Origin of the sequence: Sphingomonas turrisvirgatae (assembly GCF_001721295.1) — a bacterium.
GTDB lineage: Bacteria > Pseudomonadota > Alphaproteobacteria > Sphingomonadales > Sphingomonadaceae > Sphingomonas > Sphingomonas turrisvirgatae.
The window spans coordinates 1-25,723 of record NZ_MDDS01000020.1 but is presented as its reverse complement, the minus strand read 5'-3'; the positions used below and the strand labels follow the sequence as shown (position 1 = coordinate 25,723).

The 25,723-nt window shown below is 66.6% G+C and carries 27 protein-coding genes and 1 tRNA gene; 14 read left to right on the top strand and 14 right to left on the bottom strand.

Annotation, left to right across the window (positions count from 1 at the left end; genetic code table 11):
* Positions 1-8: 8 nt before the first annotated feature.
* Positions 9-308, top strand: coding sequence for a hypothetical protein (locus tag BFL28_RS08850; RefSeq protein ID WP_069320221.1), 300 nt, complete (start codon positions 9-11; stop codon positions 306-308).
* A 62-nt stretch (positions 309-370) separates the two neighbouring features.
* Here BFL28_RS08850 and BFL28_RS08845 read toward each other — a convergent pair whose 3' ends face one another.
* The 3 genes from BFL28_RS08845 to purE all read right to left on the bottom strand — a co-directional run bounded on the left by BFL28_RS08845 (position 371) and on the right by purE (position 2,479).
* Complete coding sequence (locus tag BFL28_RS08845) at positions 371-745, bottom strand: response regulator (RefSeq protein WP_079247037.1); 375 nt, start codon at positions 743-745, stop codon at positions 371-373.
* 176 nt (positions 746-921) lie between these two features.
* Entirely contained in the window at positions 922-1,989 is a 1,068-nt protein-coding gene (locus BFL28_RS08840) for a 5-(carboxyamino)imidazole ribonucleotide synthase (RefSeq protein WP_069320220.1), read from the bottom strand.
* A gap of 4 nt (positions 1,990-1,993) precedes the next feature.
* Positions 1,994-2,479 (bottom strand): 5-(carboxyamino)imidazole ribonucleotide mutase, encoded by a 486-nt coding sequence (purE, locus tag BFL28_RS08835; RefSeq protein WP_069320219.1) that lies wholly within the window; start codon positions 2,477-2,479, stop codon positions 1,994-1,996.
* Positions 2,480-2,568: 89 nt separating this feature from the next.
* On the opposite strand from purE, the gene BFL28_RS08830 reads away from it, so the two are divergent.
* Entirely contained in the window at positions 2,569-3,666 is a 1,098-nt protein-coding gene (locus BFL28_RS08830; RefSeq protein ID WP_241527274.1) for a bifunctional transcriptional activator/DNA repair enzyme AdaA, read from the top strand.
* Here the strand turns inward: BFL28_RS08830 and BFL28_RS08825 are convergent.
* The 4 genes from BFL28_RS08825 to BFL28_RS08810 form a co-directional block, all read right to left on the bottom strand.
* Positions 3,624-4,103: a GNAT family N-acetyltransferase gene (locus BFL28_RS08825; RefSeq protein WP_241527273.1), complete on the bottom strand. Its 480-nt coding sequence runs from the start codon at positions 4,101-4,103 to the stop codon at positions 3,624-3,626. The genes BFL28_RS08830 and BFL28_RS08825 overlap by 43 nt on opposite strands.
* A gap of 2 nt (positions 4,104-4,105) precedes the next feature.
* On the bottom strand, positions 4,106-5,620 hold the full coding sequence (locus BFL28_RS08820; protein WP_338152247.1) for a S1C family serine protease: 1,515 nt from the start codon (positions 5,618-5,620) through the stop codon (positions 4,106-4,108).
* 64 nt (positions 5,621-5,684) lie between these two features.
* Positions 5,685-7,850, bottom strand: coding sequence for a primosomal protein N' (locus BFL28_RS08815; protein ID WP_069320239.1), 2,166 nt, complete (start codon positions 7,848-7,850; stop codon positions 5,685-5,687).
* A 49-nt stretch (positions 7,851-7,899) separates the two neighbouring features.
* A complete protein-coding gene (locus BFL28_RS08810; RefSeq protein ID WP_069320217.1) occupies positions 7,900-8,583 on the bottom strand; it encodes a DUF2490 domain-containing protein in 684 nt (227 codons plus the stop codon).
* Positions 8,584-8,670: 87 nt separating this feature from the next.
* On the opposite strand from BFL28_RS08810, the gene fsa reads away from it, so the two are divergent.
* On the top strand, positions 8,671-9,327 hold the full coding sequence (gene fsa / locus BFL28_RS08805; protein ID WP_069320216.1) for a fructose-6-phosphate aldolase: 657 nt from the start codon (positions 8,671-8,673) through the stop codon (positions 9,325-9,327).
* 84 nt (positions 9,328-9,411) lie between these two features.
* On the opposite strand, the gene BFL28_RS08800 is transcribed toward fsa, so the two are convergent.
* Together BFL28_RS08800 and BFL28_RS08795 are read right to left on the bottom strand one after the other, a co-directional pair.
* The gene (locus BFL28_RS08800; protein WP_069320215.1) at positions 9,412-9,798 is read right to left on the bottom strand and encodes a VanZ family protein; all 387 of its coding nucleotides are present in this window, start codon (positions 9,796-9,798) and stop codon (positions 9,412-9,414) included.
* Positions 9,795-11,192, bottom strand: coding sequence for a UDP-N-acetylmuramate--L-alanine ligase (locus BFL28_RS08795; RefSeq protein WP_069320214.1), 1,398 nt, complete (start codon positions 11,190-11,192; stop codon positions 9,795-9,797). Before BFL28_RS08795 ends, BFL28_RS08800 begins: the two co-directional genes overlap by 4 nt.
* 86 nt (positions 11,193-11,278) lie before the next feature.
* Between BFL28_RS08795 and BFL28_RS08790 the strand changes: the two genes are divergently transcribed.
* Positions 11,279-12,094: an LD-carboxypeptidase gene (locus BFL28_RS08790; RefSeq protein ID WP_069320213.1), complete on the top strand. Its 816-nt coding sequence runs from the start codon at positions 11,279-11,281 to the stop codon at positions 12,092-12,094.
* A gap of 2 nt (positions 12,095-12,096) precedes the next feature.
* Here the strand turns inward: BFL28_RS08790 and BFL28_RS08785 are convergent, their stop codons facing one another.
* Positions 12,097-13,560: an FGGY family carbohydrate kinase gene (locus BFL28_RS08785; protein WP_069320212.1), complete on the bottom strand. Its 1,464-nt coding sequence runs from the start codon at positions 13,558-13,560 to the stop codon at positions 12,097-12,099.
* A 140-nt stretch (positions 13,561-13,700) separates the two neighbouring features.
* Between BFL28_RS08785 and BFL28_RS08780 the strand changes: the two genes are divergently transcribed.
* Positions 13,701-14,864, top strand: coding sequence for an AI-2E family transporter (locus BFL28_RS08780; RefSeq protein ID WP_069320238.1), 1,164 nt, complete (start codon positions 13,701-13,703; stop codon positions 14,862-14,864).
* A 66-nt stretch (positions 14,865-14,930) separates the two neighbouring features.
* Positions 14,931-15,007, top strand: a tRNA-Asp gene (locus BFL28_RS08775).
* Positions 15,008-15,027: 20 nt separating this feature from the next.
* On the opposite strand, the gene BFL28_RS20900 is transcribed toward BFL28_RS08775, so the two are convergent.
* Positions 15,028-15,525 carry an Lrp/AsnC family transcriptional regulator gene (locus BFL28_RS20900; protein ID WP_158011639.1) on the bottom strand — a complete coding sequence of 166 codons (498 nt, stop codon included), beginning with the start codon at positions 15,523-15,525 and terminating at the stop codon, positions 15,028-15,030.
* Between the two features lie 110 nt (positions 15,526-15,635).
* Between BFL28_RS20900 and BFL28_RS08765 the strand changes: the two genes are divergently transcribed.
* The 6 genes from BFL28_RS08765 to ruvB all read left to right on the top strand — a co-directional run bounded on the left by BFL28_RS08765 (position 15,636) and on the right by ruvB (position 20,327).
* On the top strand, positions 15,636-16,730 hold the full coding sequence (locus tag BFL28_RS08765) for a S41 family peptidase (RefSeq protein WP_069320210.1): 1,095 nt from the start codon (positions 15,636-15,638) through the stop codon (positions 16,728-16,730).
* A gap of 218 nt (positions 16,731-16,948) precedes the next feature.
* On the top strand, positions 16,949-17,188 hold the full coding sequence (locus BFL28_RS08760) for a DUF2312 domain-containing protein (RefSeq protein WP_066660091.1): 240 nt from the start codon (positions 16,949-16,951) through the stop codon (positions 17,186-17,188).
* 102 nt (positions 17,189-17,290) lie between these two features.
* Complete coding sequence (locus tag BFL28_RS08755; RefSeq protein WP_069320209.1) at positions 17,291-18,034, top strand: YebC/PmpR family DNA-binding transcriptional regulator; 744 nt, start codon at positions 17,291-17,293, stop codon at positions 18,032-18,034.
* Between the two features lie 136 nt (positions 18,035-18,170).
* Positions 18,171-18,668, top strand: coding sequence for a crossover junction endodeoxyribonuclease RuvC (ruvC, locus tag BFL28_RS08750; protein ID WP_069320208.1), 498 nt, complete (start codon positions 18,171-18,173; stop codon positions 18,666-18,668).
* Between the two features lie 46 nt (positions 18,669-18,714).
* Entirely contained in the window at positions 18,715-19,308 is a 594-nt protein-coding gene (gene ruvA / locus BFL28_RS08745) for a Holliday junction branch migration protein RuvA (protein ID WP_069320207.1), read from the top strand.
* Entirely contained in the window at positions 19,305-20,327 is a 1,023-nt protein-coding gene (ruvB, locus tag BFL28_RS08740) for a Holliday junction branch migration DNA helicase RuvB (RefSeq protein ID WP_069320206.1), read from the top strand. The genes ruvA and ruvB overlap by 4 nt, the downstream gene beginning before the upstream one ends.
* Here ruvB and BFL28_RS08735 read toward each other — a convergent pair.
* From BFL28_RS08735 to BFL28_RS21100, 3 genes are read right to left on the bottom strand one after another with little or no spacing between them, the layout of a single operon-like run.
* Positions 20,324-22,066 carry an asparagine synthetase B family protein gene (locus tag BFL28_RS08735; protein WP_069320205.1) on the bottom strand — a complete coding sequence of 581 codons (1,743 nt, stop codon included), beginning with the start codon at positions 22,064-22,066 and terminating at the stop codon, positions 20,324-20,326. The genes ruvB and BFL28_RS08735 overlap by 4 nt on opposite strands.
* A gap of 17 nt (positions 22,067-22,083) precedes the next feature.
* On the bottom strand, positions 22,084-23,445 hold the full coding sequence (locus BFL28_RS08730) for a DUF5935 domain-containing protein (protein WP_069320204.1): 1,362 nt from the start codon (positions 23,443-23,445) through the stop codon (positions 22,084-22,086).
* Complete coding sequence (locus tag BFL28_RS21100) at positions 23,438-23,584, bottom strand: hypothetical protein (protein WP_173655714.1); 147 nt, start codon at positions 23,582-23,584, stop codon at positions 23,438-23,440. Before BFL28_RS21100 ends, BFL28_RS08730 begins: the two co-directional genes overlap by 8 nt.
* Before the next feature lie 166 nt (positions 23,585-23,750).
* Here BFL28_RS21100 and BFL28_RS08720 point away from each other — a divergent pair, with 166 nt between their 5' ends.
* Both BFL28_RS08720 and BFL28_RS08715 read left to right on the top strand, forming a co-directional pair.
* Positions 23,751-24,992, top strand: coding sequence for a TIGR04063 family PEP-CTERM/XrtA system glycosyltransferase (locus tag BFL28_RS08720; RefSeq protein WP_069320202.1), 1,242 nt, complete (start codon positions 23,751-23,753; stop codon positions 24,990-24,992).
* Positions 24,962-25,651: a small ribosomal subunit Rsm22 family protein gene (locus BFL28_RS08715; protein ID WP_069320201.1), complete on the top strand. Its 690-nt coding sequence runs from the start codon at positions 24,962-24,964 to the stop codon at positions 25,649-25,651. The genes BFL28_RS08720 and BFL28_RS08715 overlap by 31 nt, the downstream gene beginning before the upstream one ends.
* The last annotated feature ends 72 nt before the right edge of the window (positions 25,652-25,723 follow it).

Sequence of the window (25,723 nt, the reverse complement as noted above, 5' to 3'; positions counted from 1 at the left end):
AGAGTAAGATGGCGAATGTCGATGGCAGCTGGAACACGGTCGCCCACACGCCGATGGGCGATCAGCAGGCGACGCTGACGGTCAACATCGCGGGCGATAGCTTCACCGGAAGCTATTCCGGCGCGCTCGGTTCGACCGAAGTTCAAAATGGCAAGGTCGATGGCGACACGCTGATGTGGACGATCGACATCACCGTGCCGATGCCGATGACGCTGACCTGCGAAGCGACGGTCGATGGTGATAGCATCAAGGGCACGGTTACGGCCGGCGCGTTCGGCAGCTTTCCACTGGAAGGCACGCGGGCCTGAGCAAGCTTCCCTCTCCCGGTGGGAGAGGGAGCAAGCGTCGAGGGGGTGAGGCAGGCCGGTTCCTACCTCACCTTGTTGTCCATCTCGATCCGCTGATCGAGCGCATCCAGCACCACGCGCGTCTGCGCGGGCTTCATGACGACCGGCAGATCGGGGTGCAACCGAGCGGGCGCGTCGGGGAGGCCCGTGCCCGTGTAGATCACGAACGGCGTGCCTTTCTCGATCAGCGCCAAGGCGAGCTGGGTAACGTCGCTGTCTTCCAGATTGGCGTCGAGGATCGCACCGGCCGCGTCGTTGCTGTCCGCCAGTGCCAGACCTTCACGAACGGTATGAACCGGTCCGACGACGTTGCCGCCTTGATGCTCGACCAGGTCGGCCAGGTCGAGCGCGACGAGCGGCTCGTCCTCGACAATCAGGATCGTTCTGCCCTTGATCATCGCAATTTCTCACCTTTTTGGGGGGAGCTTGGCTCCCGGCAACTTGGTGATGATGAACAGGATTAATCCAGATTAGTTCCTTACGCGGGCGCATCAATCGGGCGACCGCTGCTATGCTTTCAGTTACTTAGACGACGAGCGGACATCAGGATTGACAGTCGAGTTGAACAGGACGTTCAGCGCGTGACGCGGGTCACATGCCCCATCTTGCGCCCGGGACGCGCTTCGTCCTTGCCGTAGAGGTGCAGATGCGCACCTGGTTCGGCGAGCAGGGATGGCCAGATAGCGGCGTCCTCGCCGATCAAATTGACCATTTCAGCCGCCGTGCCTGTCAGCGCGGTCGAGCCGAGCGGCAGGCCGAGTACCGCGCGGACATGATTTTCGAACTGCGAGGTTACCGCGCCTTCGATCGTCCAGTGGCCGCTATTGTGCACGCGAGGCGCCATTTCGTTGAACACGGGACCGTCGGCCGTCGCAAAGAACTCGCACGTCAGCACGCCCACGTGATCGAGTTCATCCGCAAGCCGCCGCGCCAACGCAGTTGCCGCCTGCGCCTGCGCTTCGATCGCGTCGGGCGCCGGCACGCTGGAACGGGCGAGAATGCCGTCGCGATGTTCGTTGAGCGGCGGCGGGTAAGCAACGCTCGATCCGTCGATTCCGCGAACGAGCAGGATCGAGAATTCATGCTCGAATGCCACCATGGCCTCCAGCACGCATTCGCGCTCGCCGATGGCTGCCCAGGCAGCACTCGCCTCATGCGCCGCTGTCAGGCGGATCTGGCCCTTGCCGTCATAACCTTCGGTCGCGGTCTTCAAGATGGCGGGCGTGCCGATCTCGTTCAGCGCGGTCTCGAGCATGGCAAGTGACGTCACCGTCCGCCATGGCGCGGGCCGTCCGCCGCACGCCTCTGCCAACGCCTTTTCCCTCGCCCGATGCGCGGCGGTTTCGAGCGACTTGCGCCTCGGCGCGACGCGAGCGTGGCGGGCAACGACATCGATCGCCGCGGGATCGATATTCTCGAACTCGTAGGTAACCGCCGCGCAGCCTTGGGCGAACGCTGCCAGCGCCGCCGCGTCGTCATAGGCGCCGCTGGTAAACGCTGCTGCCACATCGCAGGCCGGCCCGCTTTCGGGAGCGTAGATATGGCAGCGATAGCCGAGCTGCGCGGCCGCTATCGCCAGCATGCGGCCGAGCTGGCCGCTGCCCAGAATGCCGAGCGTACTGCCGGGCGCGATCATGCCCATGCGCTCATTCGGGCATTTGCGCGACGCTGTCGGTCTGAGCCGCGCGCCACGCCTTCAGCCGCTCGGCCAGCGGCCTATCCGATGTCGCCAGGATCGCGGCGGCGAGCAACCCGGCATTAATGGCGCCGGCCTTGCCGATCGCCAGCGTCCCGACCGGAATGCCGCCCGGCATCTGCACGATCGAAAGCAGGCTATCCATGCCCTTCAGCGCCTTCGATTCGACGGGCACGCCCAGCACCGGCAGGTGCGTCATCGAAGCCGCCATGCCCGGCAGATGAGCCGCGCCGCCAGCGCCGGCAATAAGGACCTTGAGGCCCCGATCCGCTGCACCGGTAGCGTAATCGTACAGCCGTTGCGGCGTACGATGGGCCGAAACGACGCGCGTTTCGTACGGCACGCCCAGTTCGGCGAGCACATCGACGGCATGGCGCATCGTCTCCCAATCGGAGGTGCTGCCCATGATGATGCCGACCAGAGGTAAGTCCGCCATTTTCCGTCCCGTTGCCGCAGGAAAGGCGTCCCTAGTCAGCGCCGCCCCGTCCAGCAAGCTTTGACCACAAAAGGCGGGAAGCGAAGCGCATGCGAAGCGTCTATATCCGCCTCATGACCGATGCGATCTCTGACGAGGAAGCCTGGGCCGCGTTCGAGCGGCGCGATGGCGCTTATGACGGGCGAGTGATCGCCGGCGTGCTGACCACCGGCATCTATTGCAAGCCGAGTTGTCCGGCGCGGCATCCCAAGCGCACCAATGTCGTCTTTTTTTTCGATGCCGGCAGTGCCCGGGCTACGGGGCTGCGCGCCTGCCTGCGCTGCAAGCCGGACGAGATCGGCCGCGAGCGAGTCGCCGTGGCGCGGGCGATCGCGTTGCTGGACGCGGCCGACGAAGCGCTAGGCCTGACCTGGCTTGCGGCGCAAGTCGGCTACGCGCCGCATCATTTCCAGCGGCTGTTCAAGCGCGCCACCGGCGTGACTCCCGCCGCTTATGCGCGCGGACGCCGAGCGAGCCGCGCCGCCGCCGCGCTGACCGAGGAGGAAAAGGTGACCGACGCGATCTATGAGGCAGGATATTCCGCGCCCAGCCGCTTCTACGAAACGAGCAACGCGCGGCTCGGCATGACGCCCAGCGCCTGGCGCGACGGCGGTGCGGGGGTGACGATCCGCTGGACCGTCGCATCCACCAGCCTGGGCCCGCTGCTGATCGCCGCGACCGATAAGGGGCTGTGCCGCGTCGCCTTCGATGAAGACAGCCTCAGCCTCGCCGCGCGTTTTCCCCGTGCCGAGATCGTGCGTGGCGGGGCTGCGCTGGCCGACCTTGCCGCGCGAGTGGTCGCCGAAGTCGAGCAGCCGGGTCGCCACACCGACCTGCCGCTCGATGTGCGCGGGACGGCGTTCCAGGAGGCGGTGTGGCAGGCACTCCGTTCCATTCCGCCAGGTGAGACCCGCAGCTATGCGCAATTGGCCATCGCCGCCGGCAATCCGCGTGCCGTGCGGGCCGCTGGCACCGCGTGCGGCGCGAACCAGGTTGCGATCGCCATCCCCTGCCACCGCGCGCAGCGCAGTGATGGCAGCATGGGTGGCTATGCCTATGGGCTCGATCGCAAGGTGGTGCTGCGCCAGCGCGAGGGGGTGGAGGATCAGCCGATTTCGCGACGCATCGCGAAGCTGCCCGCGCCGTAGCTGCCGCTCTGGCCGGGCACGTAGCTGAAGCCATTGGCTGCCCAGTAACGATCGGCACCATTGACTGCTACGAGCGTCACTTGACGCAGGCCGGCTTGCCGAGCCAGATCATCGACCAGCGCGATGGCAGCCCGGCCGGCACCCGTATTCCGCGCCGTTGCGGCAAGGGCGATGTCGTGCAGATAATAGCGATCGGGGTTTCGCGGGATCGAACCCAGCATGGCACCGAGCGCCGGCGGTTCGTCGCCGCGCCACGGATGCGTGACCAGAAAGCCGTCGATGCTGTCATCACGAACCCATGTGAAACAGCCCGCCGGAAAGAGCGTCAGCCGCTCGGTATAGACTGCTTGTGGCTCGGCGTAGACGCCATGCACGGCAGCGGAAAGCGCAGTGACAGCCGGCAGGTCCGCCGTGAGCATCGGGCGCCATTCGCCCATACTCATCCGCCCGGCTTGCAGCGATAGACCAGCCGCTCGTTGAACACCTGCGGCAATGCGGTGCGGATGGCTTGCTGAGTCTGCGCCAGGTTGGCGCGTGACGCCGGATCGGTCGAGCAGGCCTTGATCTTAACTTGCGCGCGCAGCTTGCGTGCCGCGTCCATCTGCGACGCGGAAAGCAGGTAGCGAGTGGTCGAATAGGTGCGTGTCGCCGGCGCATATTCCAGCACGGAGACCGTCTGCTCCTCGTCCGGCACCAGGATGCGCTGCCAGTTCTGTTGGCTCGTCTCGGCATATTGCGTGCGCCCGTTGACGCAGCCCTCGGGGCTGACATCGATGGCGACATCTTGCGTACTCGACACTGTGACGCGCGAGCGGGCTGGGTCGATTGTACAGATCATCTTGCCGATACCGCCTGCAACGGCAGCTGGCGGCGGCACGACGACTCGCGCCGCGCCCTCAATCGCGCCAGGATCGAACGCCGGGCGGGTGAAGAAGGTGACGAATGCGCCCACGATCAGCACCCCGCCGCCGGCCGCTGCCCAGACCGCCTCGCGCTGCTGCCCGCGGCTGTAGAACAGGCCGCCCGCGCCCAGGCCGAGCGCCCCCAGCACGAGCAACAGCGCCGCCGCGCCCAGGTAATTCTCGCGCATCGCGAAATTGTCGACCAGCGCCTGGTCCATCGCATTCTCGCGCTCTGCCGCCGCCTTGGCTGCGGCCTCGCGCTGACGCGCCTCTTCGGCGGCGCGAGACTGTTCGGCCTCGCTGCGGTCTGCCGCCAGCCGATCGGCGATGCTGGTGCAGGCGACGCCGTTGACCGGCATCGGCTGCCTCGCCTCGCGCAGGAAGGCCGCGACCTCGTCATTGCCGATGGCAAAGCCGAAGCTTGCGTCACCATCGTCGGCGCGCGTGATCGCCGAGTTGACGCCGAGTACCCGCCCACAGCCATCGAGCAGTGGGCCGCCGCTATTGCCGCGCGCGATGCCGGCGGTGTGCAGCAATACGCTGACGCCCTGAAGATTGCGACGGCCGGAGAAGACACCCTGCGATCGAACGGGCGAGAGCGGCGTGATGAAGTCCGCGGATGAACGAGCCGTCGCCAGATCGACATTGCCGGGATAGCCGAGCGCGATCATCGCATCGCCTTCGTTCACCGGGCCGTTGTAGAAGGTGAGCGAGGGCAGGCGGATCCCGCTGAACTCTATCAAGGCCAGGTCGCGATCCGCATCCACCGCGATAAGGCGGCCCTGATAGCTTTTGTCGCCTTCCGACGGCACCACGCCGATCAGCACGTTGCCGGGGTAGCGTTCCGCCGCCTCGACCACATGGGCGTTGGTCACGATGCGATTTGGCGCGACGGCAAAACCGCTGCCGTGGCCGAAGCCGACGACTTCGCCATCCACGATGGCAATCGTCACGACGCGCACTACGCCGCGACCGGCCGCCGAGATGTCGTCGGCCCGTGCCGGGGCGACCCACGCCAGCAGCATCGCCAGTCCCAGCAGCAATCGTATCACGCAGCACCTCCGCATGGCCTCATTCGCCAAAGCGGCAGCGAAGCGCAAGCGCGCCGTCGTGCGTTCACAGGAAGTTGTAAGGATCGATATCCACGACGACGCGGACCTTTGCCGGCCAGTCCAGGCCACCCAGCCAGTCGCGGATCACGTCCTGCACATCGAGTGCGCGGCGGGCGTGGACCAGCAGGCGGAAGCGGTGGCGGCCGCGCAGCATGGCGAGCGGCGCGGGGGCGGGGCCGAATACCTGCATCGCCTCGACCTGCGGCGCGGCGCGGCCGATGGCGCGGGCGGTCTCGAGCGCGGCATCCTTCTCCTCGCTCGACACGATGATCGCGGCAAAACGGCCGAACGGCGGCGCGCCAGCCTCGCGCCGGGCGTCGGTTTCGGCGGCGTAGAAACTTTCCGCGTCGCCGCTCACCAGCGCGCGCATCACCGGCGCCTTGGGGCTGTGGGTCTGGATGAGCACGGTTCCGGGCTTCTCGCCGCGGCCGGCGCGGCCGGCAACCTGGCAGATCTGCTGGAAGCTGCGCTCGGCCGCTCGAAGGTCGCCGCCCTCAAGCCCCAAATCGGCATCGACCACGCCGACCAGCGTCAGGTTAGGAAAGTGATAGCCCTTGGTTACCAGCTGCGTGCCGACGACGATGTCGATGTCGCCCGTCTCCATCCGGTTGACGAATTCGGCCGCCTTGGCGGGCGACCAGATCGTGTCGCTGGTGACGACGGCGGTCTTCGCCTCCGGGAACAGCGCCGCGACCTCGTCAGCGATGCGCTCGACGCCGGGGCCGCAGGCGACCAGGCTGTCCTCGCTGTCGCATTCCGGACAGGCGCGCGGCGTGGGCACGGTATGCCCGCAATGGTGACAGGCAAGGCGCGCGATCAGGCGGTGCTCGACCATCCAGGCGGTGCAGTTGGGACACTGAAAGCGATGACTGCAGGTGCGGCAAAGGGTCAGTGGGGCGTAGCCGCGGCGGTTGAGGAACAGCAGCGCCTGCTCGTTACGCCCGAGCGTTTCCTCGATCGCGTTCACCAGCCGCGGGGCGAGCCAGCGGCCGCGTGGCGGTTGTTCGGCGAGCAGGTCGATCGCCTCGATCGCCGGCATTTCCGCCGCGCCATAGCGGCCGGGCAGCTTGAGTTCCCGATAGCGGCCGAGTGCGACTTGCTGGCGGGTCTCGATCGCCGGCGTCGCGCTGGCTAGGATGACCGGGCAGTGCTCGAAATGGCCGCGCATCACCGCGACGTCGCGGGCATGGTAGTGGACGCCCTCTTCCTGCTTGAAGCTGGTTTCGTGTGCCTCGTCGACCACGATCAGGCCGAGGTTGGCATAGGGCAAAAATAGCGAAGATCGCGCACCCACGGTCACCAGCGCCTCACCGGTCGCGATCGCGCGCCAGGCGCGGCGGCGCTGCGATTGGCGCAGGCCCGAGTGCCAGGCGATCGGTTCGACCCCGAAACGAGCGTGGAAGCGTTTGAGGAAGGGTTCGGTCAGGGCAATCTCGGGGAGCAGCACAAGGCTTTGTTTCTGCTGTGAAATCGCCGAAGCGACGGCTTCGAAATAGACCTCGGTCTTGCCTGAGCCGGTGACGCCGTCGAGAAGGAACGGCTGAAACGATCCGGCACCGACAGCCTGACGCAGGATCGCGGCCACATCGGATTGCACCTGCGACAGCTCAGGCGGCGCGAAGGTCGGGTCCGGCAGGGGGTAGGGCGTGTCGAGCGCGACCGTCACGCTTTCGATCGCGCCGGCCTTGACCAGCCCGCGGATCACGCCGTCGGACACGTCGGCAATGGTCGCCAGTTCGCGAATCAGACCCTGCCGGTCGTCGATCCGTTCAAGCGCCTGTTCGCGCTGCGGCGTCAGGCGCGGCGGCACCTGTCCCGTCGCGCGATATTCGACGATTGTCTTGCCGCCCTCCAGCGCCGAGGTCGAAGCGAGCGCCATGCGCAGCACCGAAGCGAGCGGGGCGAGGTAATAATCCGCCGTCCACTCGATAAGCCGGCGAAGGGGCGCGGGGATCGGCGGCGCGTCGGCGACCCCCATCAGGTTGCGCAGCCGGTTGTCGCCCACTTCCTGCGTCGGCAGCCGGTCGGCTTCCCACACCACGCCGATCAGCTGGCGCGGACCCAACGGCGCGACGACGATCGAACCCGGCTCGACCGCCATGCCGTGCGGCACGCGATAATCGAGCGGGCCGAGCGCTGCATTGAGGACGACGACACGGGCACGGGACATGACCGCCATATCGGCATTCCCGAGTCGCTAGGGAAGCGCCTTTGCGCCGCTATTCCTCTTCCGGCTTCGGCTTCTTGCCGCCGCCAAGCGCAAGGGTGATCTGGTAGCTGAACGCGTGATCCATCTGCGCGCGGCCGCCGTTGCGGGCAAAGCGATACTGGTTGAGGTAGCCGATATCCGCGCTGATGCCCTTGGCCATCGGCACGGTCACGCCGAGCGTATGGCGCACCCGGTCATAGCCGGCGCGCTGCCCCCAGTCCGTGTCGTTCGCCATGAAGAAGCTTTCGTGCACCGCGAACAGCGCATAGCCCTTGCTGCCGACGGGATGGCTGTAGCGGACCAGCGGACGGATCCGGAAGCCGATCTCGTCCCCGTCGGGGTGGAAGCGTTCGTCGACGCGCAGCCGGGTGGTGAACCGGCCGAGCGTCACGACGATATGCTGGCGCAGCCGATCCTCGTCGTCCGCGGTGCTGCCGCCGTGCGCGCCGACATGGCGATAGCCGAAGCCGATTTCGACATTGTCGGCAATCTTGGTGCTGACAATGCCGCCGATTTCAGTGTGGAACAGCCCGTCCTGCCGGTCGCTCCAGCGCATGATGCCTTCCAGCGTCAGGCGCAGATTGTCGTCCAGCGGCACCTGCCCATTGGCCTGAAACCAGATCTGCGAATCCTCCTGCTGCGCCAGAGCAGGCGCGGCCAAGAGCAGGAACGGGACGAGAAGGATGGAGCGCATGACAATCCGGTGCTAGGAGCCGCGACGAACCGGCGCGCTTTATCGTGCCGCCCAGCAATTACCACAATCAGAAAAGGCCGAGCCCGCATGAAGTTCTTTGCCGACACCGCCGACACCAACGACATTCGCGAGCTGGCCGATGCCGGGCTGCTGGACGGTGTGACGACCAACCCGTCGCTGATCCACAAGGCGGGGCGTAACTTTCTGGAGGTCGTGGCCGAGATTTGCGAGATCGTGCCGGGGATGCCGGTATCGGCCGAGGTCGTTGCACTCGATCATGAAGGCATGATGCGCGAGGCCGAGATCGTACGGAAGATCGCCGACAATGTCGCGGTCAAGGTGCCGCTGACGATCGATGGCCTCAAGACCTGCAAGGCGCTGACCGACGACGGCACGATGGTGAATGTCACGCTGTGCTTTTCGGCCAACCAGGCGCTGCTGGCGGCGAAGGCCGGCGCGACGTTCATCTCGCCGTTCGTGGGCCGGCACGACGACACCGGCTATGACGGGATGAACCTGATCAGCGACATCCGCCTGATCTATGACAATTACGATTTTGCGACGCAGATCCTGGTGGCGTCCGTGCGCCACCCGATCCACATCCTGGAAAGCGCGAAGCTGGGCGCGGACGTGATGACCGCGCCGCCGGCCGTGATCCGCCAGCTGGTCAAGCACCCGCTGACCGACAAGGGGATCGACGCGTTCATGGCCGACTGGGCGAAGACCGGCCAGACGATCGGCTGAGTTATCCGGCGGGTTCCGGACTCCCGGCGAAAGCTGGGGTCCGGAGCTGCGAGCGTGGTGCCCGCAATCCGCAGGGAAGCGGGGCTATTCGGCTGGTTCGGGGTCGCGCCGGTTGCGGCCGGAGCGGATCAGGCCGAGGACCAGCAGCACCGCGCCCACGGCGATCATGTCGGCATACCAGTCCTGAACATCGGCAACGCGGTTTAGCGTCGGCAGGGCCCATTGCGCAGCCTCGATCAGCGCGCCGAAGATGCCCATGACAATCGCCGTGCTCCACCAGGCAAGGCGCGGCCAGCCGATGCTGAGCAGCAACGTCAACGTGCCAAAGGCAAGCATGTGCTGCACCTTGTCGGTCGGTTGCATCGGCAGGACCGGCGGCTGCGGCAGCAGCGACATGACGAGCGCGAAGAGCAGCGCGGCCCAGAACAGGATACGCGCGCCGGTCGCCAGCCATGAAGATCCGCGAGTCATCGGCGCTCCAATAGGCTCAACATGCTGGCTGCCAGCTGACTCAACGTGTCGTCGCGAGCGCCCATGACCACGATACGGTCGCCCGGTTGCGCCTGTGCGACAAGATGCGCGGCCGCGGCGTCGCGGTCGGGAATGTGGCGAGCGTTGCGGCCCGATGCGGCAATGTCGGTAACGATGTCGCCGCTCGTCACCTCGCGGTTGACGGTGCCGCCCTGATAGACCGGGTCGGACAGGACGAGCCGGTCGTCAGGCCGCAGCTTGTTCACGAACATCTCGACCATTTCGCGGCGCATGACCTTGAGCGGGCCGAAGCCATGGGGCTGGAAGAAAGCGAGGACGCGGCCAGGAAAGGCATGGAGCGTGTCGAGCGTGGCGCCGATCTTGTCCGGGTTGTGCCCGAAATCGTCGATCACCGCGACGCCGCCCGCTTCCCCGACCCATTCGAAGCGGCGGCGCAGCCCGGTAAAGCCTTCGATCGCGCGCACCGCGTCGGGAAGGGCGATGCCGGCGGCGGTGACTGCACCGATTGCCGCCAGCGCATTGGCGACATTGTGCGCGCCGGGCACCGCGAGGCGAACAGGCAGGGTCGCGTCGGCGGTCACGAGGTCGAAGCGCATGGCAAAGGCTTCCGGCGACAGGTTGCGGGCGGACAGATCGGCCTCGCCCTCGACCGCGAAGGTCGTGGTGCGACTGCGGTCCAGCGCCGTGGCGAGCGCCGCGCTTTCGGCGTCGCCGACATTGACGATGGTGGCCCGCGCCTTTGCCGCGAAGTCGCCGAACAGCGCGCGCAGCTCGTCAAGGCTCTTGTGGTCGAGGCTGATATTGTTGAGCACCGCGACATGCGGCGAATAGAGCGCGATCGAGCCGTCGCTCTCGTCCACCTCGCTGACATAGAGTTCGTCGCCACCGACCAGCGCGCTGGCGAAGGGCGCGTCCGGGGACGCGAAATTCTTCATCACCGCGCCGTTCATCACCGTGGGATCGCGACCGAGCGAATGCAGGATCCAGGCGATCATGCCGGTAACGGTCGACTTGCCGCTCGTCCCGGCAATGCCGATCGACATGCGCGCGGCGTTGAACAGCCGGGCGTTCAGCTCGGCGCGGGTGAGGCGCGGGCAGCCAAGGTCGGCGGCGCGAACCATGTCGGGCACGCTTGCCTCGACTGCAGCGGAGGCGACGACGACTTGCTCCGGCGAGACGATGCCGCTGCCGTCCTGCGCGAACATGTCGATCCCCAGCGCACGCAGGGCGTCGAACTTGGCGGGCAGGCGGCCCGAATCGAGGCTGCGGTCGGACCCTGCAACCTTCGCGCCTTGGCCGGCCAGGATCATCGCCAGCGGCATCATGCCGCTGCCGCCGATCCCAACGAAAAAATGAGGTTTGCCGTTGTGCATCGCGGCGGGCTATCGACGTTTGATCGCGGTTCGGCAAGCCGAACCGGTCGCGGGCCGGGGCGGTCCAAAGGAGCAAAGCTAGGGTTATGCGGATCGGCGTCGTCGCACCGGCACGAACAGTCAGCGAGGAATCGGCCGCGCGGATGAAGGCATTCATGGCGCTGACCTGGCCGCGTCATGAGATCGTCTTCCACCCGCAATGCTTTTTGACCGAGGGGCATTTCGCCGGGCCGGACGAGGTGCGCGCCGCCGCGTTCCTGGAGTTCGCCAACGATGCCGCGTTCGATGCGATCTGGTTCGCACGCGGGGGCTATGGCTCGAATCGCATTCTGGAAAGCGCGATGCCGCAGCTGGGGGCGGCGGCGCGGCACAAGACCTATATCGGCTATAGCGACATGGGCTTCATGCTCGGCGCGCTTTATGCCCGCAGGATCGGGCGGCAGGCGCACGGGTCGATGGCGAGCGCGATCGGGCGCGACGACAAGGGCGTCGATGCGGGCTGGGTGCTCGGCTGGCTGATCGACGGGAAGCGCGACGGGCTGGAGCCGACGCTGGACGGGCGGCCCGCGGCGGCGTTCAACCTCGCCATCCTGACCGCGATGATCGGCACGCCGTGGCTGCCCGACCTTACCGACCATGTCCTGCATATCGAGGAGGTGGGCGAGCCGATGTACCGCATCGACCGGATGCTGTTCCAGATGGCGCATGCAACTCAGCTGCAGGGGATCGCGGGCGTGCGCCTCGGCGCGGTGACCGACATGGTCGACAACGACGTGCCATTCGGCGAATCGATCGAGCAGATCATCATCCGTTGGTGCCGCGAGATGGACGTGCCCTATCTTGGCCGATCGGGCATCGGCCATATCGCATTGAACCGGGTGGTGCCGTTCGGGGTGGCATAGGCCTAACCCGCCACCGCCTTCACCGCCGCCTGCCAACCGGCCAGCCGGGCTTCACGCGCGTTGCCGTCCAGTTGCGGTTCGAACATCCGTACCTCGCCGCGCATCGCGGTTGCCGCCTGGCAAAGGTCGGCGAACATGCCACAGCCAACCCCGGCCAGCATCGCCGCGCCCAGCGCCGTCGTTTCGGTAAACGCCGGGCGCTCGACGGGAAGCGCCAGCATGTCGGCCAGATCCTGCGCGATCCAGTCATTGGCGACCATGCCGCCATCGACGCGCAGCCGCGCCCAGTCACAGCCATCGGCGGCGAAGGCGGTCTTGAGGTCGTGGCTCTGATGCGCCTGTGCCTCCAATGCGGCGCGGACGACATGCGCGCGGGTGCTGGCAAGGCTGAGGCCGCTGATCGCGCCGCGCGCTTGCGGTTCCCACCACGGGGCGCCGAGGCCGGTCAGTGCGGGCACGAAATAGACGCCGCCATTGTCGGGAACCGACCGCGCCAGCGCCTCGGTCTCGCCGGCCTGCGCGATCAGGCCGAGCGAATCGCGCAGCCACTGGACCACGCTGCCCGCGACGAACACCGATCCCTCGATCGCATAGGTGCGCCGGCCATTCAGTTGCCACAGCACGGTCGAGAGCAGGCGGTGTTTCGAGGTCGGCGGCGCGCTGCCGGCATTGCTGAGGACGAAAGCTCCGGTGCCGTAAGTCGCCTTGGTCTCGCCCTGGGTGAGGCAGGCCTGACCGATCGTCGCGGCCTGCTGATCGCCGGCGAGGCCGCAGACGGGGATGCGGCCGCCGAACAGCGTCGTCTCGCCGAACGATCCGGCGCAATCGACGATGGTCGCCAGCGCGTCGCGGGGCGCATCGAAGAGGTCGATCAGCCCATCGCTCCAGCCGCCGCTGCCCAGCCCCATCAGCAGCGTGCGTGAGGCGTTGGTGGCGTCGGTGACGTGAAGGCCCCCGGTCAATTTCCATACCAGCCAGCTTTCGATCGTGCCGATCGCCAGCCGCTCGCCCGCCTCGCGCAGTTGCGGCCAGTTCGCCATTCCCCAGGCGATCTTGGTGCCGCTGAAATAGGGGTCGAGCAGCAGGCCGGTGCGCGCCTGCACGCCCGGCTCTTCGCCGCGGTCCTTGAGGATGCGGCACAGATCGGCGGTGCGGCGGTCCTGCCATACGATCGCAGGCGCGAGCGGCTCGCCGGTCGTCTTGTCCCAGAAGACGATCGTCTCGCGCTGGTTGGTAATGCCGATTGCCGCAATGCGATCCGCGCCGCCCGCCTGGTCGACCATGGCCTGCGCGCAGCGGGCGGTCTTGGCCCAGATCTCGGCCGCGTCATGCTCGACCCAGCCGGGTTGCGGATAATGCTGGGTCAGGTCTTCGGCGCGGCTGCCGAGGCAGCGGCCGTCGCGCGCGAACAGCATGGCGCGAGTCGAGGTCGTGCCTTCGTCGATGACCAGGATCGTCTCTGCCATGGCCACCACGTTAGCGAGGATTACAAGACCCGCAAATCGCGCTAGGCTTTGCGGTGAAAGGCGGGCGTGTGGACGGGATCGGCGACATTGAGGGGAGCGGGCAGGGCGCGGTGTCGCACCCGTCGCCGCCGCCTGCCCCGATGGTGACACCGTTGCCGCAGGAGAGCGAGGCGGAGAACCGCCGCGACCGCCTGCTCGCCGGGCTGACGCTGATGATCGGCGTCGGGCTGGTGCTTGCGCTACCGTTCGCGCTGCGTGAAGCCTCGCCCTTCTTCCTGCCGCTGACCGCCGCGATCGTCATCGCCATCGCGCTGGTGCCCGTGCTGGAATGGCTCGAGCGGCGCGGCGTACCGGCGGCGCTCGCCTCGCTGATCTGCGTGCTGCTGTTCCTGCTCGCCGCGAACGTCGCGCTGGCGTCGATCGTCGTGCCCGCCTGGGACTGGGTCAGCGCGATCCCGGAGCGGATCGACAACATCCAGTCCAACGTAAAGCCGCTGATCGACTTCTATGCGAATTTCGAGCGGTTCGTGAATCACACGATCGAGGAACTCGCCCAGTCGCGGCCGATCCGTCCGGCGCAGGCTGCCGCGACGACGCCGCCACGATCGATCCTGGAGTTCGCCGCCACGTCTGCCCCGACCGCGATCATCGAGATGCTGTTCGCAGTCCTCGTCATCTATTTCTTCCTGTCGGGCTGGACCCGGTTGCGGCGGCGCGCGATCACCAGTCGCACCAGTTTCGGCGGGGCGATGGCGACCGCGCGGGTGATCCAGGACGTCGTCGACGACACCTCGGCCTATCTTGGCACCATCACGCTGATCAATATGACGCTCGGTCTGCTGGTCGCAGCAGCATTGTGGGCGGTCGACATGCCCACGCCGCTGATGTGGGGCGGGATCGTCGCGCTGTTGAACTATATCCCTTATCTCGGCCCGATCTTTGCCGCGCTGATGCTGGCGGTCGGCGGGCTGATGACGTTCCAGGATGTGTGGACCGCGCTGATCCCGGCTGCGATCATGGCCGGGCTGCATCTCATCGAGGCGAACGTGGTGACCCCGCTGGTCGTCGGGCGGCGCCTGACGATCAACCCGATCATGATCCTCGTCTCCCTGTCGTTCTGGGGATGGGTGTGGGGCACGCCAGGCGCGCTGCTGGCGGTACCGCTGCTCATCATCATCCAGACCGTGCTGAACGCCGCGGGCAAGCCCGACATCGCCGGTTTCCTGTTCGAGCACGGTACGCTGGTGGCGGGCGGTGCGCCGCCGCCGCCGCGTCCGATGCAGGAACGCGAAACGAGCGGTTGACAGCCCCAAACGGCCCGTCTAGGTGCCGCGCTCTCGCAAGGGAATTGGCGCTTCGCCAGGGTTCAAGCGGGTGTAGCTCAGTTGGTTAGAGCGCCGGCCTGTCACGCCGGAGGTCGCGGGTTCGAGCCCCGTCACTCGCGCCACCCCCTCACATGGGTGGCGGTCATTCAACCCGGACATCATCCCCATCCAGCATCGTCGCCGCGCTTTGCTTGTGCACGCGTTTGACGAAGCTCGTCTGGTAGCGCCGTACCGCCGGATTGTTCTGAAAAAGCCGTTCGGCCAGTTCGTTATAGTGCCCCATGTCGCGCGCGCAGACCAGCACCGCCAGATCGTCCGCGCCGGCGATGTCCAGGATCATCTGCACTTCGTCCGCCGCCGCCAGCCGCTCGCGCAGCGCCGCGATGCCGCGCGTCTCGTCATGCTCGTGCACCTGAACCGTGACCAGCGCGCGCAGGCGCCGTGCGGTCAGCCTGGGCGCGAGCAGCGCGACATCGGCGGCGATCCAGCCTTCGCTGCGCAGCCGCCGGACGCGGCGCGTGATCGCCGAGGCTGACAGCGGCACGCTGGCCGCCAGCGTCTCCGCGGTTGCGAGCGCGTCTTGCTGCAGCAGGTTGAGCAATTGCGCGTCAAACCGATCGAGCTTGCCCATGATTCGCATGCCGCACCCCGCCATTGCCGATTTTCGTTGCATAGCGGCCTCACAAAAGCTGCAAAAGGCGTGTTATTCAAGTATAACACTCCGACCGTTCAAGCGTGGGATGCATGGGAATGAGCAAGGTCATGGCGGCGATTATCCTGGCGGGTGCAACGCCATTGGCGATGGCGCAGACGAATCCACCGGATGCGACGGTACAAGCGAGCGCGGCGGCATTCGACCTGACGCAAGCCAAGCAAGCCACCAGCGCACTGGCCGATCAGCTCGAAAAGGATTTCGTCTTTCCCGATGTCGCAAAGCGCTATGCGGCGGCACTGCGTGCCAAGCTTGCCGCTGGCGGCTATGACGGTCTGAGCGATGCGGAATCCTATGCCAAGGCGGTCACCGCCGACCTTCAGGCCGTGGCGCCCGACGGGCACCTCAAGATGATCCCGCCCAGCGCCTCGTGCCTGAACGGGCCTTCGGGCGGGCGAACGGGGGCTTCGGCCTATCCGCCGCTGATGGAGCAGGCCGGCTGGATCGCGCCGGGCATCGCCTATGTTCGCTTCAACGCCTTCATGGGTGAACCGGACACGCTGAGGGCGTTCACCGCCTTTCTCGACGGCCATGCCGGCGCGAAAGCGCTGATCATCGATGCGCGGACGCATCGCGGCGGCGGGCTGGACGAGATGGACGTGCTGTTCCCCCGCATCTTCGATAAGGCAACCGTGGCGATGGTGATGGACACGCGCGCCTCGGTCGCCGAGCAGGGCGGGCCGCTGCCGTTCAAGAGCCTGGTCAAGGTCGATGCGCCGGCCGAATTCTTCCGCTCCGAACACCGGGTGGTGCCGGCCACGCCCGCATCGCCCTGGACCAAGGCGCGGATCTACTATCTGACTTCGCCGCGCACGGCCTCAGCGGCCGAGCACCTTGCCTCGACGTTCAAGGGGACCGGGCGCGCGACGCTGATCGGCGCGACGACCGCCGGCGCGGGCCATTATGGCGGGCATGCGCCACTGCCCGGCGGCTATTCGGCCTTCATCCCCTTTGGCCGGAGCTATTTTCCGGGCGGCGAGGGCTGGGAGGGAAGCGGGGTCAAGCCGGACGTCGCGGTCGCGCCCGAACGCGCGCTGGTCGAAGCGCTGACGCGCGAAGGCGTCGCGCCGGCGGAGGCGGAGGAGCTGTCCGACGCACACAAGCCGAGCGGATCGATGGAACGGCGGCGCTGATTGTCTGGTCAGTACCAGCCCGCTCCCCCAGCCGGCCACCCATTCCAGAATATCCTGACGATGGGTGGCCGGGTGGGGGAGCGGGCTGGTACCGCCTGCCCGCAGAGCCGGCAAAGACAGCTATCCACAAGATGGTGCCGCGCGCCCGTTGCGCGGCCGGTGGACACGCCCTAGAGGCGCCCGTTCACCAATTTCTGGCACCATCTTTGGAGCACATCATGAGCGACTCGATTTCGGCCGAGCAGCTGCGTCTTCTGATCGAGCGGATCGAGCGGCTGGAAGAAGAGAAGAAGGGCATCAGCGACGACATCAAGGACGTCTATGGCGAGGCCAAGGCGACCGGGTTCGACGCCAAGATCATGCGCACCATCATCCGCCTGCGGAAGATGGAGAAGCACCAGCTCGACGAACAGGATGCGCTGCTCGAAACCTATCGCGCCGCATTGGGCATGCAGTAAGACTGCGCGGCCCGGTCGCCCCGGCAACGCCGGGGTGACGGCTTGCGCGAAAAGCCCTCACTCGCCTAGAGACGCCGCCACGCAACTCGACAGAGAAGACCGATGGCAGGCCATTCCAAATTCAAGAACATCATGCACCGCAAGGGCGCGCAGGATAAGAAGCGCTCGGGCATGTTCTCAAAGCTCAGCCGCGAAATCACCGTCGCGGCCAAGATGGGCAGCCCCGATCCCGACATGAACCCGCGTCTGCGCGCCGCGGTCAATGCCGCCAAGGCGCAGTCGATGCCCAAGGATAATATCGCCCGCGCGATCGACAAGGCGAGCAAGGGCGATGCGGAGAATTACGAGGAAATCCGCTACGAAGGCTTCGGCCCCGGCGGCGTCAGCCTGATCATCGAGGCGCTGTCCGACAATCGCAACCGCACCGCCACCAACGTGCGCACTGCCGTCAGCAAGAATGGCGGCAACCTGGGCGCGAGCGGATCGGTCAGCCATGGCTTCGACCGGGTTGGCCTGATCAACTATCCCGCCAGCGCGGGCGATGCCGACAAGGTGTTCGAGGCGGCGCTGGAAGCGGGCGCCGAGGACGTGACGTCGAGCGAGGACGGGCACGAGATCTGGACCGCTGCCGCCGACCTGCATGAAGTCGCCAAGGCGCTGGAGCCCGTGCTGGGCGAGGCAGAGGGCGCAAAGCTCGCCTGGAAGCCGCAGACGATGGTCGAGGTGAGCGAGGACGATGCCGCGACGCTGTTCAAGCTGATCGACGCACTGGACGACGATGATGACGTGCAGACCGTGTGGGGCAATTACGAAGTGTCCGATGCGGTCATGGAGAAGCTGGGTTGAACTCAGTACCCTCTCCCATTGGGAGAGGGGAGGGGCCTGCTCGCGCAGCGAGTGGGAAGGGTGAGGGCGATCCGCGCTTCGCCCTCACCCTTCCGCCGCTTCGCGGCTCCCTCCCTCTCCCGATGGGAGAGGGAAGTTGATCATCCTAGGCCTCGACCCCGGGTTGGGCACCACCGGCTGGGGGATCATCGCGGCCGAGGGCAACCGGCTGCGTCACCTTGCCAACGGGCAGATCAAGACCGAACCGGCGATGCCGCTGCCGCGCCGCCTCTCGAACCTGTATGAAGCGCTGGGCGAAGTGATCCGGGCCGAACGGCCCGACACGGCGGCGGCCGAGGAAGTGCTGGGCAACAGCAACGCGCAATCGACGCTGAAGCTGGGGCAGGCGCGCGGCGTCGTGCTGCTCGCCGCCGCCACCGCAGGACTGGTCATCGGCGAGTATCACCCGAGCACGGTCAAGAAGGCGGTTGTCGGCACCGGCGGGGCCGAAAAACGGCAGATCCAGGCGATGGTCGGCGTCCTGTTGCCGGGCGTGAAACTGAGTGGGCCGGACGCAGCCGATGCGCTGGCCGTCGCGATCACGCACGCGCATCATCTGGCGAGCGCACGATCGCTGGCGCGCCGGCAGCGTTAGCCGTTTTCGCTTTCCTCCAGCCGACCGTTCCGCTTATGTACCGCCGATGATTGCGCATCTGAACGGCCATCTTGCCGCGACTGGCATCGACCATGCGGTGATCGACGTGAACGGCGTCGGCTATCTGGTCGGCGTGTCGGCCAAGACGCTGGCGGCATTGGGCGCGCCGGGCGAGTTCGTCACGATCCACACCGAAATGCTGGTCAGCGAAGATTCGATGCGGCTGATGGGCTTTGCCTCGGCCGACGAGCGGGACTGGTTCCGCCTGCTGACCGGGGTGCAGGGGGTGGGGGCCAAGGTCGCACTGGCGATCCTGTCGATCCTTTCGCCCGCCGAAGTACAGACGGCCGTTGCCAAGGGCGACGCCGCGATGATCGCGCGCGCGAACGGCGTGGGGCCGAAGCTGGCGCAGCGCATCGTCAACGAACTGAAGGACAAGGCCGGCGGCGTGGCGCTGGGCGGCGGGGCTGTGCCGATGCCGGCTGCCGGCGCGGCGAACGATGCGGTTTCGGCGCTGCTCAACCTGGGCTTCAAGCCGGCCGAGGCGAGCGCGGCGGTGAATGCGGCCAACGACGAGTTGGGGGCAGGCGCGACGCTTGACGCGCTCGTCCGGCTGGCGCTGCGAAAGGCGGCGAAGTGAGCGACGAGCGCATCCTTACCGCAGCGCGGCGCCCCGAGGACGTGGATGCGGCGCTGCGCCCCAAGTCGCTGGACGAGTTTGTCGGACAACGAGCGGCGCGCGACAATCTGCGCGTGTTCATCGATGCCGCGCGGCAGCGGGGCGATGCACTCGACCATGTGCTGTTCTTCGGTCCGCCGGGTCTTGGCAAGACGACGCTGGCGCAGATCATCGCGAAGGAAATGGGCGTGGGGTTTCGCGCCACATCCGGCCCGGTGATCGTCAAGTCGGGCGATCTTGCCGCGCTGCTGACCAATCTGGAAGACGGCGACGTCCTGTTCATCGACGAGATCCACCGCCTCAATCCGGCGGTCGAGGAAGTGCTGTATCCCGCGATGGAGGATCGCGCGCTGGACCTGATGATCGGGGAGGGGCCGTCGGCGCGCAGCGTGCGCATCGACTTGCCGCGCTTCACGCTGGTCGGCGCGACGACGCGGCAGGGGCTGTTGACCACGCCGCTGCGCGACCGCTTCGGCATTCCGGTGCGGCTGCAATTCTACACGGTCGAGGAACTCACTCGCGTCGTGACGCGCGCCGCGAACCTGCTCGACCTGCACATCGCGCCCGATGGTGCGCAGGAGATCGCGCGCCGTTCACGGGGCACGCCGCGTATCGCAGGCCGCCTGCTGCGGCGGGTGCGCGATTTCGCCAATGTGCTGGGCGAGACGACGGTGCATGCCAAGGCAGCCGACGCGGCGCTGACCCGCCTTGAGGTCGATGCGCTCGGCCTGGACGCGATGGACCGGCGCTACCTCATGATGATCGCCGATATCTACCGTGGCGGCCCGGTTGGCGTGGAGACGCTGGCCGCAGGTCTGTCCGAGCCGCGCGACACGATCGAGGAAGTGATCGAGCCGTATCTAATCCAGCTCGGCCTGATCGCTCGTACCGCGCGCGGCCGCTGCCTCAACGCGGCGGGGTGGAAGCATCTCGGGCTCAATCCGCCCGCGGGATCGCAGGAAAGCCTGTTCGAGGGCTAGACGAGCTTCGAACCGAGCTTTTGCGCCAGATATTCGAGGTTCGCGACGCGCCGCCACAGGCTGCGGTCGACGATGTGATCGACCGCAAAGAAGCGGCGCATGATCGGAAAGTCGGGGTCGATCACACGGTTCATGTAATCGGGAGTCAGCAGTCCGCCATGCTCGTCGCCGACCGCGCCCAGCCTTCGCCGCAGCGCATAGCTGCGCCGCCGCAACCAGACAGGGCGGATGCGGCTCTGCCATTCGCCGAAGCGGTGGCGAAAGCTGGGTGGCCCTGAGAAGTCATGGCCATAGGCCGAAGGCTGGCGCGCGAGTTCGGGATCGATCGCGTTGAGCAACGCCGCCTCGAACCGCCCGGCATGTTTGAGCGCGAGCGGCAGCGTCATGGCTTCGGCCACGACCTGATGATCGAGGAAGGGCATGAGATAGGGGCTGAGCCGCCCTTCCAGGCTGATCTCTCGCCCGAACAGCGCGCGGCAGCGGATGCGCGGGTAGATATGCTCGACCCGGGACCGGTCGAGCGGACCATCGGCGGCAGGCGGCTCGATCGCGGTGCTGATCTTGGCGGTTAGCGCCGCCATGAACGCGGCTGGATCGAACGCAGCGGTCGCATCGGCCTGGTCGAAGCGCGCGAAGAAAGTGCTGGCGATGTCGGCGGCCGTGAAGCGGCGGTCGGGCAGGTAGAAAAAGTTGCGGTAGATCTCGCCGCAGCCGCCCGACACCGCCATTGCCCCGCCGGCGTGACGCGCCAGCTGCGCCGCGCCGTGCACGCCATTGTCGAAGATGTTGCCGAAGGTGGGCAGCCCGTCGAACTGATGGAAGTTGCACTCGACCAATTCGGCAAAGGCGTCCGGTGCGACATCGCCCTCGTCCTTGTCGACCCAATCGATCGCGAAGCCGCACGCCGCGCCGATCGCCTGCGCGATCTCGACATCCGGATCGCCCGGATTGCCATAGACATAGATGTGCGGGGAGACGCCCTGTTCCCGCAGCGCGGCGAGCACCAGCCGCGAATCGAGTCCGCCCGACAGGGGGCAGAAGATCTTGCCGTCAAAGGCGCGGACATGCGCGCCCACGACATGCGACAGCCGTGCGCGATGCCGTTTGATCCGTTCCGCGAGCGGGAGGTCGCTTGGGCTGCCGGGCAGCGGCTTGGGCACTGCGTGCCGAACCGCGCCGGTTGCGGTCAGTTCGACCACCCTGTCGGGCGGGAGCGTCTTCAGTTCGTTGAAGACCGTATCGTCGCCGATCGGCATGACGTTGAACGCCAGCTCATAAACGCCCTGGGGATCGAAGCTGAGCCGCGGCAATGCTTGTGTGGCAGCGAGCAAGGAGGTCGAGAAGACCCGATCCTGGGTGTCGCCGAACAGCTGGAATGCCGAGAAATAGTCGCCGAACAGGAAGGTGCGGCCATCCCGCCGTACCAGCGCGACGAACTGTCCGGCGATCCGTGTCCAGTCGAGCGCCAGCGGGTCCATGCCCGCCAGCGCGGCCAGCGCCTCGCGCCCGAGCCGGCCGTCGACGGCCAGCGTTCCTGCCGCCGCGACTTGAACCTTGCCATCGTCCAGCCAGCCCTGCGGCCCGCCGATCACATGCGGGTAGGCGAGCAGCGTCCAGCCAGGGAGCGCCGCCTCGATCGGCGAGGCGAAGCCCTGCATCGTAAAGGCACTGCGCGCTGCGCCGAGCGCCTGCGCGGCAAATGCCGGGTCGTCGTTGCGGACAAGGAAAAGGCCAGCCATGCGTGCGCTCTAGCCGATCATACCGCGACAGGCTCGGTCGAACCGCGCCGCTTGCCCATCGGCACGCGCGACTCCTCCGCGCGTTTTCGGCCGAGATAGGTGTCGAGCCCGATCTGCGCGCCGACCAGCATGTAGCAGAAGGGGTTCAATGCGATGCCTACGAACGTCGATCCGAAAAGATACACGATGTGCGAATGCTGTAGCGCGGTGGCGAGTGGCGCAATCCATGCCTGCTCATCCCCGGCCCTGCGATATCGCCGGCGCAGCACCTCCATCCTGAAGATGCCGCCAAGGTGGATCATCGCCCAGAGGATGAAGCCCGGCCAGCCCTGTTCGCCCAGCATCTCGAAATAGGCGGAGTGATAAGCGCGCGCCTTGTCGATCTCGGGTGTACGAACAATGGTCTGGTTGGCGCCATCGCCGACCACTTCGATCTTGTCGTACTTGATCTGGTTCTGGCGATAGGCCTCGAACCCGCCGCCGAGCGGGTGATCCTTGACGTACTGCCAAGTCCATTTCCAGACCTCGATCCGAGTCGAGGCGGACGCGTCAGCCTGATAGGTGCCGATCGTACCCATTCGCGCGGTAAAGCTTGCCGGCAGGAAGGGGATCGCCAGAACGCCCAACGCGACGGCGGTACCGACATAGACCAGCCGTCGTTTCACGTCGCGCAGCATCAGCACCGCAAGCAACCCGGCGCAGACCAGGCCAGTGCGCGCCTGCGTCCCGATCGGCATCAGCAGACAGCCCAGGATGAACCCCGCGCCGAACAGCTTCACCCGCCAGTCGGGCGGAAAGATCGTGCCGAATTTCATGAACCACAGGATCAGCGGGATGATGCAGATCGCCACGGTCGAGATGATCGATCCTTCGAACAGGCCGCTATTGTTGTCGACGATGAGCTTGAGCTGGCCATAGCCACCCCCACCCAGCGCGGTTTTCATACCCCCCGCGATGATGATCGTCGCCACCGCGAGCAGCATGAACAGGAGCAGCGCCTCGATCCGCAATTTGGTGCGCAGAGTCAGCGGCAGGAAGATCGCGAAGGCCAGCGCCTTCCAGACCCAATCCCATTTGAACGCGGCGTCGATCGGAAAGTCGGCGCGTATCGTGGTGAAGAAGCACCAGGCGAGGAGGGCCAGCATCAGGCCCTGCCGCGGCGCGAACCGCACGTCCTTCTTGTCGTCCATCGCCGCCCAGCTGAGCACCGCCAAGCCAACCGCCATGGCCGAGATGGGAAAGGCGTTGAGCAGGAAATAGCTCATCCGCTGCGGCGAGACGACGTCGATATAGACATAGGCCAGCACGAAGATGAACGGCCGGCGAAAGCCGAGCGCGAAGATCGCCGCGAGAAAACCGATAAAGGCGAGGTCACGCACGCTTGCGGCCCCATCGCGGCTTTCCGTCCTTCGCATCCCGGGGCGCGTGCTCGTCATCGAGATCGGGCCGGTTGATCAGCCGCCAGGCGGTGAGCAGCAGCAAGCCGTGCGTCAGGCCGAGAACCAGATTGTCGATCACGGCCTGCGCCTCTGTTGGGGTTGCGGTGCCGGCCCGTTCCCCCACCCGGCCACCCCGACCAGTCTATCCTGATGGGTGGCCGGGTGGGGGACGGGCCGGCACCGCCTTCCTAAATGCACCCCGGTTGACGGGGCGTTAAGTGCTCTGGCGCTAGGCGACAGAGGTCATGCGCATCCTGCACGTTCTCGACCATTCGCTGCCGCTGCACAGTGGCTACACCTTTCGCACGCGCGCGATCCTGAAGGCGCAGATGGCGCGCGGGTGGACGGTCGCGGGAGTGACCGGGCCACGCTATCATACCGGCGACGCGCCGTTCGAAACGATCGACGGCATCGACTTTCACCGCACGCCGCAGATGCGCCGGTTGCCGCCGCTGGTCGGCGAGGCGGCCGAAATCGCCGCGTTCGCGCGCCGGATCGATTCCGTCGTGCAGCGTTTCCGCCCCGATATCCTTCATGCGCATTCGCCGGTGATCGACCCGCTCGCGGCGATGCGCGCCGCGAAAAAACACGACATCCCGGTCCTTTACGAAATCCGCGCCTTTTGGGAGGACGCCGCAGTCGGCAACGGCACGGGACGGGAGGGATCGGCGAAATATCGCCTGACCCGCGCGCTGGAAACCTGGGCAGTCAAGCGGGCCGATGCGGTGGCGGTGATCTGCGAGGGGCTGAAACGCGACCTGATCGCGCGCGGGGTCGATGGCGCAAAGATCATGATCTCGCCCAATGGCGTCGACCTGCATCTGTTCGGCGAGCCAGCGCCACGCGACGTAAAGATCGCGGCGCAACTCGGCCTGGATGGAGCTGACACGATCGGGTTCATCGGAAGCTTTTACGATTATGAAGGGCTGGACGACCTGATCGCCGCGATGCCCGCGCTGCTGGCGCTGCGGCCCAAGGCGCAGCTGGTGATGGTGGGGGGCGGTCCGATGGAGGAGCAGCTTCGCGCGCAAGCCGCTGCCTCACCAGCCGCCAGCGCGATCCACTTCGTCGGGCGCGTGCCGCACGAGGTGGTCGAACGCTATTATTCGGTGATCGACCTGTTGGTTTATCCACGCAAGCATATGCGGCTGACCGACTTGGTCACGCCGCTCAAACCGGTCGAGGCGATGGCGCAGCGGCGGCTGGTCGCGGCGTCGGACGTCGGCGGGCACCGCGAACTGATCCGCGACGGCGAGACCGGCACGCTGTTCGCGCCGGACGATCCGCAGGCGCTGGCGAACGCCGTCGCAAGGACGTTCGAGAACCGCAACGCTTGGGAGGCGCAGCGCGAACGCGCGCGCGCATTTGTCGAAACCGAGCGTAACTGGTCGTCAAACATTGCGCGCTACGAACCTGTTTACCACGATTTGATCGCAACGCGTGGCGGGAACGGAACATGGTCGCGTACAGTCTTGTCCAACGTCTAACACCGAATACGGCGCTGATCGGCGCCGGCGTGTTCGGCACGCTCGCCGCACTGGTTGCGGCGCTGCTGCCGAGCGGATGGCTCGAGCCGCTGATACTGGGCAGCGGGATCGCCGCGTTCATCCCCGCGGCCGAACCGCCGCTCGGCTTTACTGCGCGGCTGTGCCTGGGGGTGGGTGCCGGATGCGGCACCGCGCTGCTGGCGGGGTTCGCCCTTTCCACGCTGGCCGACTTCATCCGGCGAGGAACGCCGGCCATCGAGCGCGTGCCGAGTGTAAGGCGGGCTGACGCACATCCCGATGCGCCGCCACGCGAGCCGCTGCGCGCGGTCCGTGACCTGGGCTTCGACATGCCCGACGAATCGCAGCCCGGACGGTTCGACCTGGCCGAGCATCTGCTGCCGCCCGAGCCTGTGATCGCGATGGGTGCGCCGGCGCCAGCATGTGAGCCGGCACCGTTCGTCCATGAACCGGCGACGGCGCACCCATCGCGATCACCGGCTCGGGCGGCAGCCGCCTCTTATACACATCTGACGCTGCCGATCTTATACACCGACCAGAGATATATGAGCGGTCTATCATACAAAAAAGAAAATGACGAAGAATATAGAGTTGTAGAACTCTGTGTATTCGTTGAGCTTAAACAACTAAGATGCTACTGATAAAGAGGCGAGGCGAGTATTCTCGGAGAGTGATAGACCTGTGGAATAAGGATAGTGGACTGCGGCTAGTAA